Here is a 17,817-nt window from a genome sequence, read left to right on the forward strand (position 1 = left end):
TGGGGGCATCGATACCCAACGAATATTACCTTTGATGCCCGGCCGGCGCTGTGAGTTACAGCCGGTCAGTAGGCTGACGGGGGACCGTCGTTGTGCAACAGGCGCTGGAACTGTTCCGCCGACACGGCATGGGAGATCAAAAAGCCCTGCACCTGGTTGCAGTCGACCTTGCGCAGCATTTCGAGCTCCTGAGGCGTCTCGACCCCTTCGGCGACCACGGTGAGCCCGAGCTTGCGACCCAGGGCAACGATGCTGGCCAAGGCCGAGGCCAGGCTCTCGCTTTCATCGCAACGCTGCACCAGCGCCCGGTCTATCTTCAGTTCGGTGAAGGGCGTCGAGACCAGGCTCATGTAGGAGCTGTAGCCTTTGCCGAAGTCGTCCTGGGACAGGCCGAAACCTTTCATGCGCAAGCGGCAGGCGCCTGCATAGAAGTTGCTCAGCTCTTCGGGAATGGAGCATTCCATCAGCTCGAAGCACAGCTTGCCGGGCACGCCTTGGTGGTGCAGGACGAATTCCAGCAGCCGGTCGGCCAGGTCATGGCTGTTCAGCAGGTGGGTCGGCAGGTTGATCGAGACCGGGATGTCATAGCCCCGTTCGCGCCAGCGCGCCTGGGCATCCATGGCTTGCTTGAGCATCACCCACAGCAGCCTTTCCTCCAGGCCAAAGGCATTGATCGTTGGCAGGAAGGTGCCTGGCAGCAACACCCCTTGCTCCGGGTGCATCCAGCGCACCAAGGCCTCTGCCGCGACGATGCGACCATTGTGCAAGGACTTCTTGGGTTGGAACCAGGCCTGAAAAGCTCGGTTGTTCAAGGCATCGACCAAGGTCTGGCGATCGAACTCGGGCGTGGCCGGTACCGCCTGGGCCGGTGCCTGATGGTGCAACTGCAATTGGTCGATCAGGCTGCGCAGCGCGGCGGGTTCGACCGGCTTGGAGATCAGCCCGAGCACGTCCACGCCGAGGTTCTTGGCCACCAGGCTCGCCGCCATGAGCATGCGCCGCGAGGCCACGCTCATGATCGCCAGGCCTGGCTTGTGGCGCAGGCCGGCAAGGTGCTGGATGAACTGCACACCGTCCATGCCGGGCATCAGCAGGTCGGTCAGCACCAGGTCGAAGTCACGCTGGCGCAGGCGCTCCAGCGCTTCCTGGCCATCCCGGGCTGCTTCCAGGTTGAAGCTGCCAAGCTCGCTGAACAAGTGTTGCAGGTACATATGCTGGAAGGGGTGGTCTTCGACGATCAGGATGTTAAAGGTCTTCAAGGGCTACCTCGATACGGGGCCAGGCAGTTGAACAGGACTTGCAGGTTGAAGGGCTTGATCAGGCAGCGATCCATGCCGGCGGCCAGGCACAGTTCTTCCTCGCCGCGCAGGGCATTGGCAGTGGCGCCGACGATGGGGCGGGTGCAGCCCAACCGGCGCAGGGCCCGGGTCAGTTCGTAGCCGTTCGTGCCGGGCATGTTGACGTCGGTCAGCAGCAGGTCGAAATGCTCGCGCTGCCAGGTTTGCAAGGCCTGCTCGCCATCGCTGACCAAGGTCACGCTGCAGCCGAGCTCCTCGAGCTGGTCGCGCAGGATCAACTGGTTGATGACGTTGTCCTCGGCAACCAGCACGTGCAGCCCGAGCGGCTCGGTCAAGGGGGCCGGCGCGGCGGGGTCCCTGGGACGGCGCAGGCCCTGGGCCTGGCCGACAGCATGGTGCAAGGCGCCCAGGTCGTTGAGGTTGACCTGCCAGTGACCGGCCTCGTGCCGCGCCTCCCAGCAGTCCTGGGCGCTGGCCAGGATTCGCGGGCCGGGCCATTCGGCGACCAGCCAGCGTTCGACAGTGCCGGGATGCAGCTCGACCAGCAGTTCGCCGGGCAGGGCGCTGCCTGGCGCCGGCGCGCCGACCTGCGCACGCGCTCCCCAGCGGCAGAGCCAACCACTGATGGCTTCAGCCAGTTCGTGTACGGGCGATACCACGTGAATGCGTTCGCCCAGCAGGTTGAACGGGGTGCTGGTGCGGCCTGACGCCACTTCCAGGGGGAGGGTCAGGCTGAAGCTGCTGCCCAGGCCCAGCTCGCTGACCAGGCGCAGCTGGCCGTTCATCAATTGCGTCAGGCGCTGGCAGATCGGCAGGCCGAGCCCGGTGCCGGGGATGACCTGGCTATGGCCTTCGGTCTGGTAGAAAGGGTCGAAGATGAACGGCTGGTCCTGTTCGGCGATGCCCTTGCCCGTGTCCGAGACCTGCCACAACAGGCAGGAGCGTTCGCCGTCGCGGTTGAGCAGCCTGGCCCGCAGCACCACGCGGCCGCAATCGGTGAACTTGACCGCATTGCTCAGCAGGTTGTTAAGGATCTGGCGGATCCGGTTGACGTCGCCGATCAGGTGTTCCGGCAGGCGTGGGTCCAGGCAGCTGTAGAGCTGCAGCCCCTTGCTCCTGGCTGCCGCGCTGTAGCCCTGAACCACCTCGCGGACCAGGTCCGGGGCACTGAACTCGCTGAGTTCGAGGGCCAGCTGACCGGCCTCGATCTTGGACACGTCCAGCACGTCGCATATCAACTGCAGCAAGGTTGACGAGGAGCCTTCGATTGCCCGCAGGTAATCGCGCTGCTGGGCGTCGAGCACGGTGCGCGACAGCAGCTCCAGGGTCCCCAACACACCGTACAGCGGTGTGCGGATTTCGTGGCTCATGGTCGCCAGGAACTGGGTTTTTGCTTCGTTGGCGGTGTCGGCCGCGCGCCGGGCGTCGTCCAGCGCGGCCTCGATCTGCTTGCGTGCGCTGATGTCGCTGAACGCGCAAAGCAGCACCGGCTCGCCCTTGTAGCGGGTTGGCGAGCAGCTCAGGTACAGGTGGCGCCCTTCGGCGCTCTCGAAATAGTCGCTGCACTGGCCTTCGTGTCGCTCGAAAGCCTGCTCGATCCATTGCGCGCTACGCGCACCGCGTGCCGGGTCCTGGCCCAGCCACTGCTGGGCCAGGTGGTTCTCCAGCACCACCTGGCCATCGCTGCGGCGCAACACGCACAGGGCGACAGGTGCGGTTTCGATGACGTCGCGGCTGAACATCTCGCTTTCCACCAGCGCGCGGATGCGTTCAACCGTGGGGGTGAACAAGCGCTGGTCGAACCGCTGGATCAACACCCGAATCAAGGTGATGCTGAGCACGCAGAACAGCAAGGCACCCAGCAGCTGCTGCCACAGACCGGCGAGGATCGCGGACAGGTCGATCGCGTAAACCAGTTGCCAGTCCGAAGACATCAACGGCTTGCTGATGACCAGGTACTCTGGCAGGAGCCCCTGGCCGGCGAAGCCGAAGAAGTTGTTACCCACGGGATGGTGCAGCGAACGGTCCAGCGCCGGGTCTGGGGTGTTGGTGAACACCAGCATGCCGTCGGCATTGAACATCATGAACTTACCCGCGCTGGCATCCTCGAGCGACGGCGACACTGCATGGCTGTCGATCTCCAGGCCCAGCCAGCCAGAGCTCGGGTCGCGTGCGTCCAGGCGCAGGAAGATGAACAGGCGCGAACCTTGGGCACCCTGGTCGGCCAGCCACAGTTCCCGAGGGGCCGTGCCCCGCTGCCCAGCAGCCAGCAGCTGCTCCAGCAGGGCAGATGAAGGCAGCGAGGCCTGGGCGTCAGCGTTGTACAGCCAGCGCATGGGGGCCTGCGCCGCTGTGTCGACATACAGCAGGTTGACCTGCCGGGCCTTGAGGTAGGCACACATACGCTGGGTCAGCCACAGGCTCCAGCGCTTGCCTGGCTGGCTGCCCAGTTGCAGGTGCACTTCCTCGCCCGGTGCCAGGGGCAGCCAGTCGACACCCGGCGCCGTTTGACGCACGGCTGCCAGGCTCAGGCTCTCCAGCAGCGCCTCGCGGTTGGTGAAGAAGGTATGGGCCTCGGCGATCGCGCTGCTCATGGCACCATGGCGCCGAGCGATATCGGTGTTGAAAGTAAAGGACAGGAAATTGTAGGCCGCGCCGAGAATGCCGGCCGATAGCACGATTGCCAGCAGCCGAAGCAGGCGGCGTGCTGCCTCGGGGTTGGAGAGAAGGGGGTTGATCTGTTGCAGGTAGGCTTTGAGTCGCATCCCGCAAATGTAGGCAGGCCACTGGCAACTGGACATCAGACGATCCTTAAAGGCCGCCTGGCCGAAGGTTTTACTGGTAGTACAGGTCGACCAGCGCCGTGGCTTCGAACGGACCGGAAATGGGCGCCGAGCGCCAGATCAGGTCGGCGCGGAACGGGTTGTGGATCACGCCCGGCGCAGCCAGGTCGGCCAGCTTGAACCAGGTGGCGAAAGGCACCGGCTGGTTGCTGTCCTGCTGGGTCAGGGCGATGCCGACGGAGGTGTTGTTGGCGGGCACCAGCAGCTTGTCGATGATGCTGGCGCTGCCAGCGACCGGGGTGAAGCGGGCGCTGACGGTGTAGGGCGTGTTGCAGGATCTGGTCAGGTCGAGGCTGAAGCTGGCCGAGCTGGCGACCTGGCCGACCTGTGCCGAGCTGGCCAGGGCACGGCGGAAATTGACCACCGAAGGCAAGATGGTCAACTCGGGAGAGCAAGGCACGAAGCGGATGTTGTTCATGCCGGTGACGACATAGTTGAGGTTGCTGTCGGGTTTTGGGTTAAGGCCGCCCTTGCCGTCCAACTGGAATACCCGGTACTCGCTGAGCGTGCTGGCTTGTCCGTCGGTTGGCGTTGCGCCGTTCTTTTCGATGAACACCGTGAAGTTCAGGGTGAAGCGGGCCTTGTCCCAGCCCGCACAGTTCGCCCAGTTGCAACCATAAAGCGAGTTGTAGCCAGTGGTGACGGCGCCCGACGTCTGGGTGATGTTCTGCGAGCCGTAGCGAATCCCGACCCGTATGCCCTTGCCTATACTGGCTTTGGCCGGGTTGACATAGAAATAGACATCTTCCTTGATGCCGGTTTCATAGTCATCGGCGCAGATGACCGGAACCGAGTGTGGTGCCGATTCCCAGATGATCGTGCCGTCGGGCGCGTCGGCCGGTACCGCCAGTGCGGTGCCCAGTGCCTCCTTGAATACCGCCGCCATGGACGGGTCCAGCTTGCAGGACAGTGCGTAGCTGGTGGCGGGGCAACTGGCGGCGACGAAAAGCAGGCCAAGCATGTGTTTCCGGATCAGGTTCATGAGTGGGTATCCTGTGGCGGTGTGTTCACGGCAGCGCGATGTGGTGGCGCTTCTGCAGGCCGATATCGGTGAGTTCGCTGAACGCCACGCGACTTTGCGCGGGCAGGGGCGAGGGCGCCTCGAGGGTGAGCGATGCCCCCGGGCGCAGGAGGACGTAGTCCGCAAGCTGGCGCGACTGCCCGGGGCTTTCGAGCTGGAGGTTGACCAGCGAAACATGAAAGGCACTCGGGTTGCTGACTTCGATCAGGCCAGGCTGACGTGCGCGCCATGCCAGGCCCTCGACCGCCTCGCTGGCCGAGCCTGGCAGGCCGGCGGGGCGGTAGAACAGCTTCAGGCGCTGGCGAACGGCGAATTGCAGGGTATTGGCCTGTTCGGGTTTGCGCGGGATCTCGAGGATGTTCAGCCAGAACAGTGACTCCCTGTCCTCGGGCAGGCCCTTGCCGGCGTACAGCACCCGCAGCATGTGCCGGCCATTGGGCGGTATCAATGCCAACGGTTGGACGATGGCGAAGGGCGCATCGTCGCGTTTGTCGGTACTGCTGACCCAGCTTTGCATGACCGTGTCGAGGTCGCTGCGATTGACCACGCTGATGCTTGCTTCCTTGTTCGAGCCTGGATAAATGAGGCGTGTGCCCTCGACTTTGAGCTGGCCCCAGGCACCGGACGCCAGGCCCATCAGGACCAGCGCCGCCATGGCTGGGCGCGAGAGGGTATGAAGCAAGCGCGACATGGTCAGGGCAAGGCTCCGGTGAGGTTGACTGGGCAGGGCCTGAGCATCCTAGACAGCTGGGCCGCCCCCGGCTTTGAGACGTTTCTTAAATTGCCGCGTGGTTTAAATGCCTGCTTTGTGAACTGCCTCACGCGCGTAGACGGTCCGGCCACCTGGCCACTGCTCATCCGATGACCCAAGGCCATTTCAAGAATGTATCCGGCAAAGGTGGTGGACAGACCGGTCAGCGAACACCGCACCCGTGACCCATTCAGATTGAAGTGAAAGCACAGGTCCAGCTGATACCGGCGGGGCGATTCGCCAGTCCTCAGGCAGTCGCGATGTACATCACGATCATTAACTTGTCAGTTTCGATCATTGAGCCCTTTCAAACGGCTGTTTAATGTCGCTGACAGACAAACGACGGGGCCCGCCACCCAGTGAGGTGCCCGCAATCCGTGATCACGCCATCAGGGGACCTTTCCATGGCCGCCGACCGCTACCCGCACCTGCTTGCCCCGCTGGACCTGGGCTTTACCACCTTGCGCAATCGCACCCTGATGGGCTCGATGCACACTGGCCTCGAAGAGCGCCCCGGCGGCTTCGAGCGCATGGCTGCATACTTTGCCGAGCGCGCCCGCGGTGGCGTTGGCCTGATGGTCACTGGCGGCATTGCGCCCAATGATGAAGGCGGGGTGTATTCCGGTGCGGCAAAGCTCAGCACCGAGGAAGAGGCCGACAAGCACCGCATCGTCACCGAGGCGGTGCACGCTGCCGGTGGCAAGATCTGCCTGCAGATCCTGCATGCCGGGCGCTACGCCTACAGCCCACGCCAGGTGGCACCTAGCGCGATTCAGGCGCCGATCAACCCGTTCAAGCCCAAGGCGCTGGACGAGGAGGGAATCGAGAAGCAGATTGCCGACTTCGTCAATTGTGCCGTGCTGGCCCAGCGTGCCGGTTACGACGGTGTCGAAATCATGGGTTCGGAAGGTTACTTCATCAACCAGTTCCTCGCCGCCCACACCAACCACCGCACCGACCGCTGGGGCGGCAGTTATGAAAACCGCATGCGCCTGGCAGTGGAAATCGTCAGCCGGGTGCGTGGCGCGGTCGGGCCGAACTTCATCATCATCTTCCGCCTGTCGATGCTCGACCTGGTCGAGGGTGGCAGCACCTGGGACGAGATCGAGCTGCTGGCCAAGGCCATCGAGCAGGCCGGCGCTACCTTGATCAACACCGGAATCGGTTGGCACGAGGCGCGTATTCCGACCATCGCCACCAAAGTGCCGCGTGCGGCCTTCAGCAAAGTCACCGCCAAGTTGCGGGGCGTGGTGAGCATTCCGCTGATTACCACCAACCGCATCAACACCCCGGAGGTGGCCGAGGCGGTGCTGGCCGAGGGCGATGCGGACATGGTCTCGATGGCCCGACCGTTTCTCGCCGACCCGGACTTCGTCAACAAGGCCGCTGCCGGTCGCGCGGATGAAATCAACACCTGCATCGGCTGCAACCAGGCCTGCCTGGACCACACCTTCGGCGGCAAACTGACCAGCTGCCTGGTCAACCCGCGTGCCTGCCACGAGACCGAACTCAACTACCTGCCTGTACGTACGGTGAAGCGCATTGCCGTGGTAGGCGCCGGCCCGGCTGGGCTGGCGGCGGCCACCGTGGCGGCCGAGCGGGGCCACGCGGTGACCCTGTTTGACGCCGCCAGCGAAATCGGTGGCCAGTTCAACGTGGCCAAGCGGGTGCCGGGCAAGGAAGAATTCTTCGAAACGCTGCGTTACTTCCGCAACAAGGTCAAAAGCACGGGCGTCGACCTGCGCCTGAATACCCGCGTGGATGTGCAGGCACTGGTGAGCGGCGGCTTTGATGAAATCATCCTGGCTACCGGCATCGCCCCGCGTACCCCGGCCATTGCGGGCGTGGAGCACGCCAAGGTGCTCAGCTACCTGGACGTGCTGCTCGAGCGCAAGCCTGTGGGCAAGTCGGTGGCCGTGATTGGCGCGGGAGGTATCGGCTTCGATGTGTCCGAGTACCTGGTACATGAGGGCGTGGCCACCAGCCAGGACCGAGCGGCATTCTGGAAAGAGTGGGGCATCGATACCCACCTTCAGGCGCGAGGTGGTGTGGCCGGGATCAAGGCCGAGCCGCATGCCCCGGCGCGGCAGGTGTACCTGTTGCAGCGCAAGAAATCCAAGGTGGGTGACGGGCTCGGCAAGACGACCGGCTGGATTCACCGCACCGGGTTGAAGAACAAGGGGGTGCAGATGCTCAACAGTGTCGAGTATCTGGCTATCGACGATGCCGGCCTGCACATTCGTGTGGACGGCGGCGAGCCGCAGGTGCTGGCGGTGGATAACGTGGTGATCTGTGCCGGGCAAGATCCGCTGCGCGAGCTGCAGGAAGGGCTGGTGGCGGCGGGGCAGTCGGTGCACCTGATTGGTGGCGCGGATGTGGCGGCCGAGCTGGATGCCAAGCGGGCGATCAACCAAGGCTCGCGGTTGGCGGCTGAGCTCTGAGGCCGTTGGGGCTGCGTGAACCCGACACCTGTACGTGTGGGAGCGGGCATGCCCGCGAAACAGGTGACGCGGTGGATGGCACCGGCTTTGCCGGTGTTCGCGGGTGAACCCGCTCCTACGACGGCCTGTGCCGGGGCATCGATGCCTGTGTCGAGCCACCCTGGCACTGTGATGCCTCGGCGGGGGTGACTCATCGATTACAAGCGCTTGCGGGATTACCCTGTACACTGCGATCCATGCATGTATTCGACCTCCCCCCAGCCCCCCTGCAGTTTCTGGACTTGCCCTGGCTGCGGCAAGCCCAGGTCCAGGCCGCCACTCTGCGCCTGGACCTGATTGACCCGCTGATCAGCGGCAACAAGTGGTTCAAGCTACGCCACCACCTGCAACAGGCCGGCGCCAGCCATGCTCCAGGCCTGATCAGCCTTGGCGGCAACCACTCCAACCATCTGCACGCCTTGGCCGCTGCCGGCAAGCGTTTCGGCTTCGCCACCGTCGGCCTGTTACGCGGCCATGCCCAGGACACGCCAACCGTGCGTGACCTGCAGGCGCTGGGCATGGAACTGCATTGGCTAGGCTACGGCGGCTACCGTGCGCGTAATGAGCCAGGCTTTTGGGTTTCCTGGCAGGCGCGCTACCCAGGCTGGCACTGTATCCCCGAAGGGGGCGGCGGGCTGGCCGGTGCGCAGGGCTGCGCGCTGATCATGCAGCAGGCGCGCGCGCAAATCTCGGCCTTGGGGTGGTCAGACTACGACGCCTGGTGGTTGGCTGCCGGAACGGGGACTACCTTGGCCGGGCTGGTAATGGCGGAGGCAGGGGCGCATGCCGTGCACGGCGCCTTGGCCGTACCCAGGGGTCATGGGGTGCCGGAGACGGTGGCAGCATTGGCTGGCACGCACGGCTACCAGCTACACGACGCCTGCCGGGGCGGTTTCGGAAAATTCGACGATGCGCTACTGACGTTCATCGCCGACTGCGAGCAGCACACTGACGTGCCGCTCGAAGCCCTCTATACCGGCAAGGCTCTGCTGGCCTTGCGTGATCAGGTCGCTGCCGGGCTGTTCAAGCCCGGCAGCCGCCTGATCTTCGTGCACACAGGCGGCCTGCAGGGGCGACGCGGTTACTTGTAAGGCAGCATGCGCAACAGCGTGTTGTCGCGCTGCACATAGTGATGGTAAAGCCCGGCCAGTGCATGCAGGCCGATCAGCCAGTAGCCCCAGCTGCCAATACGCTCATGCCAGCCTTTGATGAACTTGGCCTGGTCCGGGTTCGGGCCGATCAGATGGGGCAGCTCCAGGCCAAAGAACGGCACCGGTTTGTCGGCGGCGCTGAGGATCAGCCAGCCGGCCAGCGGCAGGCCGATCATCATCAGGTACAGTGCCAGGTGCATCAGGTGCGCCAGGCCAGTCTGCCAGGCCGGTGGTTTTGGCACGATGGGCGGAGTCGGGCGGCTCAGGCGCATGGCCAGGCGCAGCCAGACCAGCACGAACACGCTGAGCCCGAGCATGAAGTGCAGGTCCTTCATCAGGTTGCGTTCGACGCTGTCCTTGGGGAACAGGCCACGCAGTTCGATGAGTGCATAGACAGCGGCCAGCAGCACCAGCATCAGCCAATGCAGGGCGATGGACAGGCGCGCGTAATGGGTCGCGGGGTTGGATGAAACCATGATCGGTCCTCGTCATCAGGTCGGAAAGGCGCTCTTGCTGGCGCTCAGGTACCATTGTAATGGTTACCAGAAACGAATCTTTGCGCTGGGTCTGTGAAAATTGTGTTGCCAGCCACCGGCCTCTTCGCGGGCCCGCCCGCTCCCACAGGTACTGCACAGTCTTTGAAGCCGTGCAGTACCTGTGGGAGCGGGCGGGGCCGCGAAGGGGCCCGAACAGGCGACATCAGTTACCGGGCAGATACGGCCAGTCATCAGCCACCAGAAACACCCGCTCTGCCTCCTGCCAGGCACCCTCGGCATCAGGCACCAGTCGTACCAGCAACTGCGCCGGTGCCTGCTGCTCCAGCACATGCAGCCACGCCGCAAACTGCTCCGCCTGCCAGCACTCACCTGACGCCACCCTAGCCGGCGCCAGCCAGGCATGCCGCTGCAGCGGCTGCCAACGCTCGCCCTCGGCCATCACCCAGTCCCGCCGACGAAGCCAGCGCCCGCGCAAATGTTGCGGGTTGGCGCCCTCCGGCGCCTCGGCATGCCCAGGCCGTGGATAGAACAGGTAACCACCCAGCCACATTTGCGCCTGCACCTGCTCCACCCCTAGCTGGGCCAGCGCCTGACGGCTGTGCGCCCCCTTGGACATGGGCAATTGGTGCCCCGCCAGGTGCGCAAGCTTGGTCCCCAGTCGGTCATGGCAACCCGGCCCCAGCCAGGCATGGGGATCGTGCCCGGCGCCTTCCGGGCCCAGGTACAGCTTGATCGCCAGTTCCAGGTGGTGCACGCCGTCGCAGTCACGCAACACCACGTCGAGCTCGCCCAAGGTGCGCCCGCCGTCGCGAATCGCCAGGTTGGCGGCCAGCAGTTCGATGCCTGGCGCCTGGCCCAGGGCAAATTGCCACAGGCGTTCGTAGTAATGCCCCAGGCGCCGGCTGCCCAATTGCGCCAGCCACTCGCGCAACGGTCGCTCATCGGCATCCAGGGCCCGCAACCATTGTTCAAGGCGTTGCGGCTGCTGCGCCCACAGGCTGCCCGCCAGCGGGTGTCGCTGGGGGCAGGGCGGGGCGCTGAGCAGGGGCGGCGACAACAGGGCCCATGCCAAGTCACGCACGGTGGAGTGCTGCAGTTGTCGGGGCAGGTCGTGAAGCTGGGCGAATGGCGTCATCCTGCGAGCATAGCCGGTTTGCCGCTGCCCGGTGGTTTCGCCCATAATCGGCGCATCGTGACCCGCCGCAGAGCCTCGCAGGAGCCCCATGGAGCAATTTCGCAATATCGGTATCATCGGTCGCCTTGGCAGCTCGCAGGTGCTCGACACCATTCGCCGACTGAAAAAATTCCTCCTCGATCGCCACCTGCACGTGATCCTCGAGGACACCATTGCCGAAGTGCTGCCCGGTCATGGCTTGCAGACGTCCACCCGCAAGCTGCTGGGCGAGGTCTGCGACTTGGTTATCGTGGTCGGCGGCGACGGCAGCCTGCTGGGCGCTGCCCGCGCGCTGGCCCGGCACAACATTCCGGTGCTGGGTATCAACCGTGGCAACCTGGGTTTTCTCACCGACATCCGCCCCGACGAGCTGGAACAGAAGGTCGCCGAAGTGCTCGACGGCCACTACCTGGTAGAAAACCGTTTCCTGCTGCAGGCCGAGGTGCGTCGCCACCATGAGGCCATCGGCCAGGGCGATGCGCTGAACGACGTGGTGCTGCACCCAGGCAAGTCCACGCGCATGATCGAGTTCGAAATCTACATCGACGGCCAGTTCGTCTGCAGCCAGAAGGCCGACGGCCTGATTGTCGCCACCCCCACCGGCTCCACCGCCTATGCGCTGTCGGCCGGTGGCCCGATCATGCACCCCAAGCTCGATGCCATCGTCATCGTGCCGATGTACCCGCACACCTTGTCGGGTCGGCCGATCGTGGTTGACGGCAACAGCGAGCTGAAGATCGTGGTGTCCAAGGACCTGCAGATCTACCCGCAGGTGTCCTGTGACGGCCAGAACCACTTCACGTGCGCCCCAGGCGACACCATCACGGTCAGCAAAAAGCCGCAAAAGCTGCGCCTGATCCACCCGCTGGACCACAATTACTACGAGGTCTGCCGCACCAAACTGGGTTGGGGCAGCCGCCTGGGGAGCAGTGACGACTGATGCTCGATCCGGCGCGAAGTTTTGACATCATCGGCGACGTGCACGGCTGTGCACTGACCCTTGAACGCCTGCTCGACGCCCTCGGATACAAGCGCGTGGCTGGCGTGTGGCGCCACCCGCGACGTCAGGCGCTGTTCCTTGGCGACATCGTCGACCGCGGGCCACGCATTCGTGAGGCGCTGCACATCGTCCACGACATGGTCGAAGCCGGCCAGGCGTTCTGCATCATGGGCAACCACGAATACAATGCCCTGGGCTGGGTCACCCCGGCGCTGCCTGGCAGCGGCAAGGCCTATGTCCGCGAACACACGCCGCGGCATGCCCGGCTGATCGACGAAACCCTGACCCAGTTTGCCCAACACCCCGGCGATTGGCACGATTTCGTCAACTGGTTCTACCAGCTGCCGTTGTTCATCGACGCAGGGCGCTTCCGTCTGGTGCACGCCTGCTGGGACCCGCGGCTGATCGAGCCGCTGCGCCGGCAATACCCCGACGGACGCATCGATGAGCACTTCATCCAGGCCTCGGCGGTCAGTGGCAGTTTTGCCGACACGGTGTGCAACCGCCTGTTGCGCGGTACCGACATGCGCCTGCCGGACGGGCTGACGCTGACCGGCGGCGACGGCCTGACGCGCGCGTTCTTCCGCACCAAGTTCTGGGAAGAAGACCCGAAAACCTACGGTGACATCGTGTTCCAGCCCGATGCCCTGCCCGAGGAAGTGGCCAGCACCCCGCTCAGCCACAGCCAGAAGAACGCCTTGCTGCGCTATGACGAAGACCAGCCGATGCTGTTCGTCGGGCATTACTGGCGCAGCGGCCGCCCGGCACCGATCCGCGCCAACCTGGCCTGCCTGGACTACAGCGCCGTGCTCTACGGCAAGCTGGTCGCCTACCGGCTGGATGATGAAACCCGTATCGACCCACACAAGTTCGTCTGGGTCGACGTCGACCGCCCACAGGCCAACCAATGAACATTATCGAAGTGATGCGCCTGCCGCTGTCGGTCGACCTCAGCGGCTTCGTCCACCTGTTGCAACGCCTGCAGGTGCCGCACCGGGTCAGCGAGGAGGGTGATGCCCAGGTTCTCTGGGCTCCCGACACCCTGGCCGAAGATGTGCTGCAGCTTTACCAGCGCTACCCCGACGGCAACGCCGACCTGCCGGCCAGCGCCGACCCTGTAGGGGCGGGTTCACCCGCGAATGCCCCCACACAGCCTTCTCTGGCAGCCCAGGCCAAGGCCTGCAAAATCACCACCCTCATCCTGCTGCTGTGCTTCATCGTCGCCGGCCTTACGGGGCTTGGTGACAACTTCACCACCATCAGCTGGTTCACCTTCCTCGACTTCCGTGTCCAGGGCGACTACCTGTACTTCACCTCGCTGGCGCAAACCCTGGATGACGGCCAGTGGTGGCGCCTGGTATCGCCCATGCTGCTGCATTTCGGCGTGCTGCACCTGGCCATGAACAGCCTGTGGTACTGGGAACTGGGCAAACGCATCGAACTGCGCCAGGGCCCGTGGGCGTTGCTGGGCCTGACCCTGCTGTTCAGCCTCGTGTCCAACCTGGCCCAGCACTACACCAGTGGGCCGAGCTTGTTTGGCGGTCTGTCCGGCGTGCTGTACGGCCTGCTCGGGCATATCTGGCTGTACCAGTGGCTGGCGCCTGACCGTTACTTCAACCTGCCCAAGGGCGTGCTGGTGATGATGCTGATCTGGCTGGTGGTATGCCTGACCGGCGTGGTCGGCACGCTCGGCCTTGGCCAGATCGCCAATGCCGCCCACGTCGGCGGGCTGCTCATCGGATGCCTGACCGGGCTCTTGGGTGGGGCGCTGGCCCGGCGTAAACTGTCGGCTTGAATCAGGAGACACTATGTCCACTTTCGCGCAAATGATTGAAAACATTACCCCGGAAATCTACCAGAGCCTGAAACTGGCCGTGGAAATCGGCAAATGGTCCGATGGCCGCAAGCTCACCGCCGAGCAGAAAGAGCTGTCGCTGCAGGCGGTCATCGCCTGGGAGATGAAGAACCTGCCTGAAGACCAGCGCACCGGCTACATGGGCCCTCAGGAATGCGCGTCGAAGTCCGCGCCCATCGCCAACATTCTGTTCAAGTCGGACTCGGTACATTGATCGAACTCGCACGTGGCTCGTTGAGCAAGATGGCGGTAAGCCTGCAGGCACCGGTGGTGCAGTACAGCTTCCGCCTGGATGACACGCAGGTGCCGGTCAACCCCATGATCGGCCAGCGCCTGCGCCTGGAATACCTCGGCGCCATTCATTGCAGCCATTGCGGCAAGCGCACCAAGACCAGCTTCAGCCAGGGTTACTGCTACCCGTGCATGACCAAGCTGGCCCAGTGCGATGTGTGCATCATGGCCCCGGAAAAATGCCACTACGACGCCGGCACCTGCCGGGAGCCGTCGTGGGGCGAACAGTTCTGCATGACCGACCACGTCGTCTACCTGGCCAATTCGTCGGGGATCAAGGTCGGCATCACCCGTGCCACCCAGCTGCCCACCCGCTGGCTCGACCAGGGCGCCAGCCAGGCGTTGCCGATCATGCGCGTGGCCACCCGGCAGCAATCGGGCCTGGTTGAAGACGTGTTGCGCAGCCAGGTGCCGGACCGTACCAACTGGCGCGCGCTGCTCAAGGGCGATGCCGAGGTGCTCGACCTGCCGGCCATCCGGGAGCAGGTCTTCGAAGCCTGCGCCGACGGCCTGCGCGAACTGCAGGGGCGCTTTGGCCTGCAGGCGATCCAGCCGCTGCCGGACGCCGAAGTGGTGCAGATGAACTACCCGGTCGAGGCGTACCCGAAGAAGATTGTCAGCTTCAACCTCGACAAGGACCCGGTGGCCGAGGGCACGCTGCTGGGCATCAAGGGCCAGTACCTGATCTTCGACACCGGTGTGATCAATATTCGCAAGTACACGGCCTACCAGTTGGCCGTGCTCCAGTAAAAAGGACCTGCACATGCGTACCGAACAACCGCAAGTGATCTACCTCAAGGATTACCAGGCGCCGGAGTACCTGATCGACGAGACGCACCTGACCTTCGAGCTGTTCGAGGACCACACGCTGGTTCACGCGCAACTGGTCATGCGCCGCAACCCGGCACGCGGTGCCGGCCTGCCGCCACTGGAACTCGATGGCCAGCAGCTGGAACTGCTGCGCGCCTCCCTGGATGACCAGGAACTGCAGCCAGGCGACTACCGGCTCGACGCCGACAGCCTGACCGTGCAGCCCAAGGCCGAGCGCTTCACCCTCGATACCAGCGTGAAGATCCACCCGGAAAGCAACACCGCCCTGGAAGGCCTGTACAAGTCGGGCAAGATGTTCTGCACCCAGTGCGAGGCCGAGGGCTTCCGCAAGATCACTTACTACCTCGACCGCCCGGACGTGATGAGCACCTTCACCACCACGGTCATCGCCGAGCAGCATCGCTACCCGGTCTTGCTGTCGAACGGCAACCCGATCGGCAGCGGGCCGGCCGAAGACGGCCGCCACTGGGCGACCTGGGAAGACCCGTTCATGAAGCCGGCCTACCTGTTCGCCCTGGTGGCCGGTGACCTGTGGTGCGTTGAAGACAGCTTCACCCGCCAGTCCGGCCGTGAGGTGACCCTGCGCATCTACGTCGAGCCCGAGAACATCGACAAGTGTGACCACGCCATGGTCAGCCTGAAAAAGTCCATGCGCTGGGACGAAGAAGTCTATGGCCGCGAGTACGACCTGGACATCTTCATGATTGTTGCGGTCAATGACTTCAACATGGGCGCCATGGAAAACAAGGGCCTGAACATCTTCAACTCCAGCTGTGTGCTGGCCCGCGCCGAAACCGCCACCGATGCTGCGCACCAGCGCGTCGAAGGGGTGGTCGCTCACGAGTACTTCCACAACTGGTCGGGCAACCGTGTCACCTGCCGTGACTGGTTCCAGCTGTCGCTGAAGGAAGGCTTCACGGTGTTCCGCGATGCCGAGTTCAGTGCCGACATGAACTCGCGCACGGTCAAGCGCATCGAAGACGTCGCCTACCTGCGCACCCACCAGTTCGCCGAAGACACCGGCCCCATGGCCCACCCGGTGCGCCCGGACAGCTTCATCGAAATCTCCAACTTCTACACCCTGACCGTCTACGAGAAGGGCGCCGAAGTGGTGCGCATGGTCCGTACCCTGCTGGGTACCGAAGGCTTCCGTAAAGGCAGTGACCTGTACTTTGAACGTCACGATGGCCAGGCGGTAACCACCGACGACTTCATCAAGGCCATGGAAGACGCCAACGGCGTCGACTTTACCCAGTTCAAGCGCTGGTACAGCCAGGCGGGTACCCCGCGTCTGGAGGTCAGCGAGGCGTATGACGCCGCCGCGCAGACCTACAGCCTGACGTTCCGCCAGAGCTGCCCGCAGACCCCGGACAAGGCCGAGAAACTGCCGTTCGTGATCCCGGTGGAACTCGGCCTGCTGGATGCCGCCGGCAATGACCTGCCGCTGCAGTTGGCGGGCGAAGACGCCGCTCAAGGGACCAGCCGCGTGTTGTCGGTGACCGAGGCCGAGCAAACCTTCACCTTCCAGGGCATTCAGGCCAAGCCGCTGCCGTCGCTGCTGCGTGGCTTCAGCGCCCCGGTGAAGCTGAGCTTCCCGTATGACCGCGACCAGCTGATGTTCCTGATGCAGCACGACAGCGACGGCTTCAACCGCTGGGAAGCGGGCCAGCAGCTGTCGGTGCAGGTACTGCAGGAACTGATCGGCCAGCATCAGCGCGGTGAAGCCCTGAAGCTCGACCAGCGCCTGATCACCGCCCTGGGCACTGTGCTGGGCAACGAATCGCTGGACCCTGCCATGGTGGCCGAAATGCTCTCGCTGCCAGGTGAGGCGTACCTTACCGAGATCAGCCAGGTGGCCGACGTCGACGCCATCCACGCCGCCCGCGAGTTCGCACGCCAGCAGATCGCCGAACACTTGTTCGACGCCCTGTGGGCGCGTTACCAGGCCAACCGTGCAGTGTCGCGCAGCACTGCCTATGTGGCCTCGGCCGAGCACTTTGCCCGCCGCAGCCTGCAGAACATTGCCCTGTCGTACCTGATGCAGAGTGGCAAGCAACAGGTGCTGGACGCGACCCTGGAGCAGTTCGAGCACTGCGACAACATGACCGAGCGCCTTACCGCGCTGGCGGTACTGGTCAACTCGCCGTTCGAGGCCGAGCGCGCCAAAGCGCTGGAGGCCTTTGCCGAGCACTTCAAGGACAACCCGCTGGTCATGGACCAATGGTTCAGCGTGCAGGCGGCCAGCACGCTGCCGGGTGGGCTGGCGCGGGTCAAGGCATTGATGCAACACCCGGCCTTCACCCTGAAGAACCCGAACAAGGTGCGTGCGCTGATCGGTGCCTTTGCCGGGCAGAACCTGGTCAACTTCCATGCTGCCGATGGCTCCGGGTATCGCTTCCTGGCGGACCTGGTGATCGAGCTGAATGCGCTGAATCCGCAGATTGCCTCGCGGCAACTGGCACCGCTGACCCGCTGGCGCAAGTATGACGATGCGCGTCAGGCGCTGATGAAGGGTGAGCTGGAGCGGATTCTGGCTTCGGGTGAGTTGTCCAGTGATGTGTATGAGGTTGTGAGCAAGAGTCTGGCGTAATTGTTGTGAATTGGGGCTGCTTTGCAGCCCTTCGC

Annotated in this window: 14 protein-coding genes; 8 read left to right on the forward strand and 6 right to left on the reverse strand. The window is 64.2% G+C overall.

All coding sequences use genetic code 11. The features are described from left to right. Positions 1 to 65: 65 nt before the first annotated feature. The 4 genes from ACK59Z_RS08445 to ACK59Z_RS08460 all read right to left on the reverse strand — a co-directional run bounded on the left by ACK59Z_RS08445 (position 66) and on the right by ACK59Z_RS08460 (position 5,853). Positions 66 to 1,259: an EAL domain-containing protein gene (locus ACK59Z_RS08445; protein WP_019752197.1), complete on the reverse strand. Its 1,194-nt coding sequence runs from the start codon at positions 1,257 to 1,259 to the stop codon at positions 66 to 68. Next, positions 1,256 to 4,063: an ATP-binding protein gene (locus ACK59Z_RS08450; protein ID WP_108190933.1), complete on the reverse strand. Its 2,808-nt coding sequence runs from the start codon at positions 4,061 to 4,063 to the stop codon at positions 1,256 to 1,258. The genes ACK59Z_RS08445 and ACK59Z_RS08450 overlap by 4 nt, the downstream gene beginning before the upstream one ends. 70 nt (positions 4,064 to 4,133) lie before the next feature. Then, positions 4,134 to 5,123 (reverse strand): fimbrial protein, encoded by a 990-nt coding sequence (locus tag ACK59Z_RS08455; RefSeq protein WP_108190920.1) that lies wholly within the window; start codon positions 5,121 to 5,123, stop codon positions 4,134 to 4,136. Between the two features lie 25 nt (positions 5,124 to 5,148). Further along, complete coding sequence (locus ACK59Z_RS08460) at positions 5,149 to 5,853, reverse strand: molecular chaperone (protein ID WP_108190919.1); 705 nt, start codon at positions 5,851 to 5,853, stop codon at positions 5,149 to 5,151. A gap of 464 nt (positions 5,854 to 6,317) precedes the next feature. Between ACK59Z_RS08460 and ACK59Z_RS08465 the strand changes: the two genes are divergently transcribed. Together ACK59Z_RS08465 and ACK59Z_RS08470 are read left to right on the forward strand one after the other, a co-directional pair. After that, positions 6,318 to 8,354, forward strand: coding sequence for an NADPH-dependent 2,4-dienoyl-CoA reductase (locus tag ACK59Z_RS08465; protein ID WP_108190918.1), 2,037 nt, complete (start codon positions 6,318 to 6,320; stop codon positions 8,352 to 8,354). A 236-nt stretch (positions 8,355 to 8,590) separates the two neighbouring features. Beyond that, positions 8,591 to 9,484, forward strand: a complete 894-nt coding sequence (locus ACK59Z_RS08470; RefSeq protein ID WP_108190917.1) for a 1-aminocyclopropane-1-carboxylate deaminase/D-cysteine desulfhydrase — start codon at positions 8,591 to 8,593, stop codon at positions 9,482 to 9,484. Here ACK59Z_RS08470 and ACK59Z_RS08475 read toward each other — a convergent pair. Together ACK59Z_RS08475 and ACK59Z_RS08480 are read right to left on the reverse strand one after the other, a co-directional pair. Continuing rightward, positions 9,475 to 10,020, reverse strand: coding sequence for a cytochrome b (locus ACK59Z_RS08475; RefSeq protein WP_003247218.1), 546 nt, complete (start codon positions 10,018 to 10,020; stop codon positions 9,475 to 9,477). The two genes, ACK59Z_RS08470 and ACK59Z_RS08475, sit on opposite strands and share 10 nt — an antisense overlap. A gap of 223 nt (positions 10,021 to 10,243) precedes the next feature. After that, positions 10,244 to 11,221, reverse strand: a complete 978-nt coding sequence (locus ACK59Z_RS08480) for a DUF1853 family protein (RefSeq protein ID WP_258229823.1) — start codon at positions 11,219 to 11,221, stop codon at positions 10,244 to 10,246. Positions 11,222 to 11,264: 43 nt separating this feature from the next. Here ACK59Z_RS08480 and ACK59Z_RS08485 point away from each other — a divergent pair, with 43 nt between their 5' ends. The 6 genes from ACK59Z_RS08485 to pepN are packed head-to-tail and all read left to right on the forward strand — an operon-like array spanning position 11,265 to position 17,782. Continuing rightward, complete coding sequence (locus tag ACK59Z_RS08485; protein ID WP_003247220.1) at positions 11,265 to 12,155, forward strand: NAD(+) kinase; 891 nt, start codon at positions 11,265 to 11,267, stop codon at positions 12,153 to 12,155. Next, on the forward strand, positions 12,155 to 13,126 hold the full coding sequence (locus tag ACK59Z_RS08490) for a metallophosphoesterase (RefSeq protein ID WP_003247221.1): 972 nt from the start codon (positions 12,155 to 12,157) through the stop codon (positions 13,124 to 13,126). The genes ACK59Z_RS08485 and ACK59Z_RS08490 overlap by 1 nt, the downstream gene beginning before the upstream one ends. Beyond that, complete coding sequence (locus tag ACK59Z_RS08495; protein ID WP_003247223.1) at positions 13,123 to 14,010, forward strand: rhomboid family intramembrane serine protease; 888 nt, start codon at positions 13,123 to 13,125, stop codon at positions 14,008 to 14,010. Before ACK59Z_RS08490 ends, ACK59Z_RS08495 begins: the two co-directional genes overlap by 4 nt. Before the next feature lie 13 nt (positions 14,011 to 14,023). Next, the gene (locus tag ACK59Z_RS08500) at positions 14,024 to 14,284 is read left to right on the forward strand and encodes a YeaC family protein (protein WP_003247224.1); all 261 of its coding nucleotides are present in this window, start codon (positions 14,024 to 14,026) and stop codon (positions 14,282 to 14,284) included. After that, positions 14,281 to 15,111 carry a DUF2797 domain-containing protein gene (locus ACK59Z_RS08505; protein WP_003247225.1) on the forward strand — a complete coding sequence of 277 codons (831 nt, stop codon included), beginning with the start codon at positions 14,281 to 14,283 and terminating at the stop codon, positions 15,109 to 15,111. Before ACK59Z_RS08500 ends, ACK59Z_RS08505 begins: the two co-directional genes overlap by 4 nt. Before the next feature lie 13 nt (positions 15,112 to 15,124). Then, positions 15,125 to 17,782: an aminopeptidase N gene (pepN, locus tag ACK59Z_RS08510; RefSeq protein WP_409292784.1), complete on the forward strand. Its 2,658-nt coding sequence runs from the start codon at positions 15,125 to 15,127 to the stop codon at positions 17,780 to 17,782. The last annotated feature ends 35 nt before the right edge of the window (positions 17,783 to 17,817 follow it).

Source organism: Pseudomonas sp. KCJK9058 (genome assembly GCF_046230975.1).
Lineage (GTDB): Bacteria > Pseudomonadota > Gammaproteobacteria > Pseudomonadales > Pseudomonadaceae > Aquipseudomonas > Aquipseudomonas alloputida.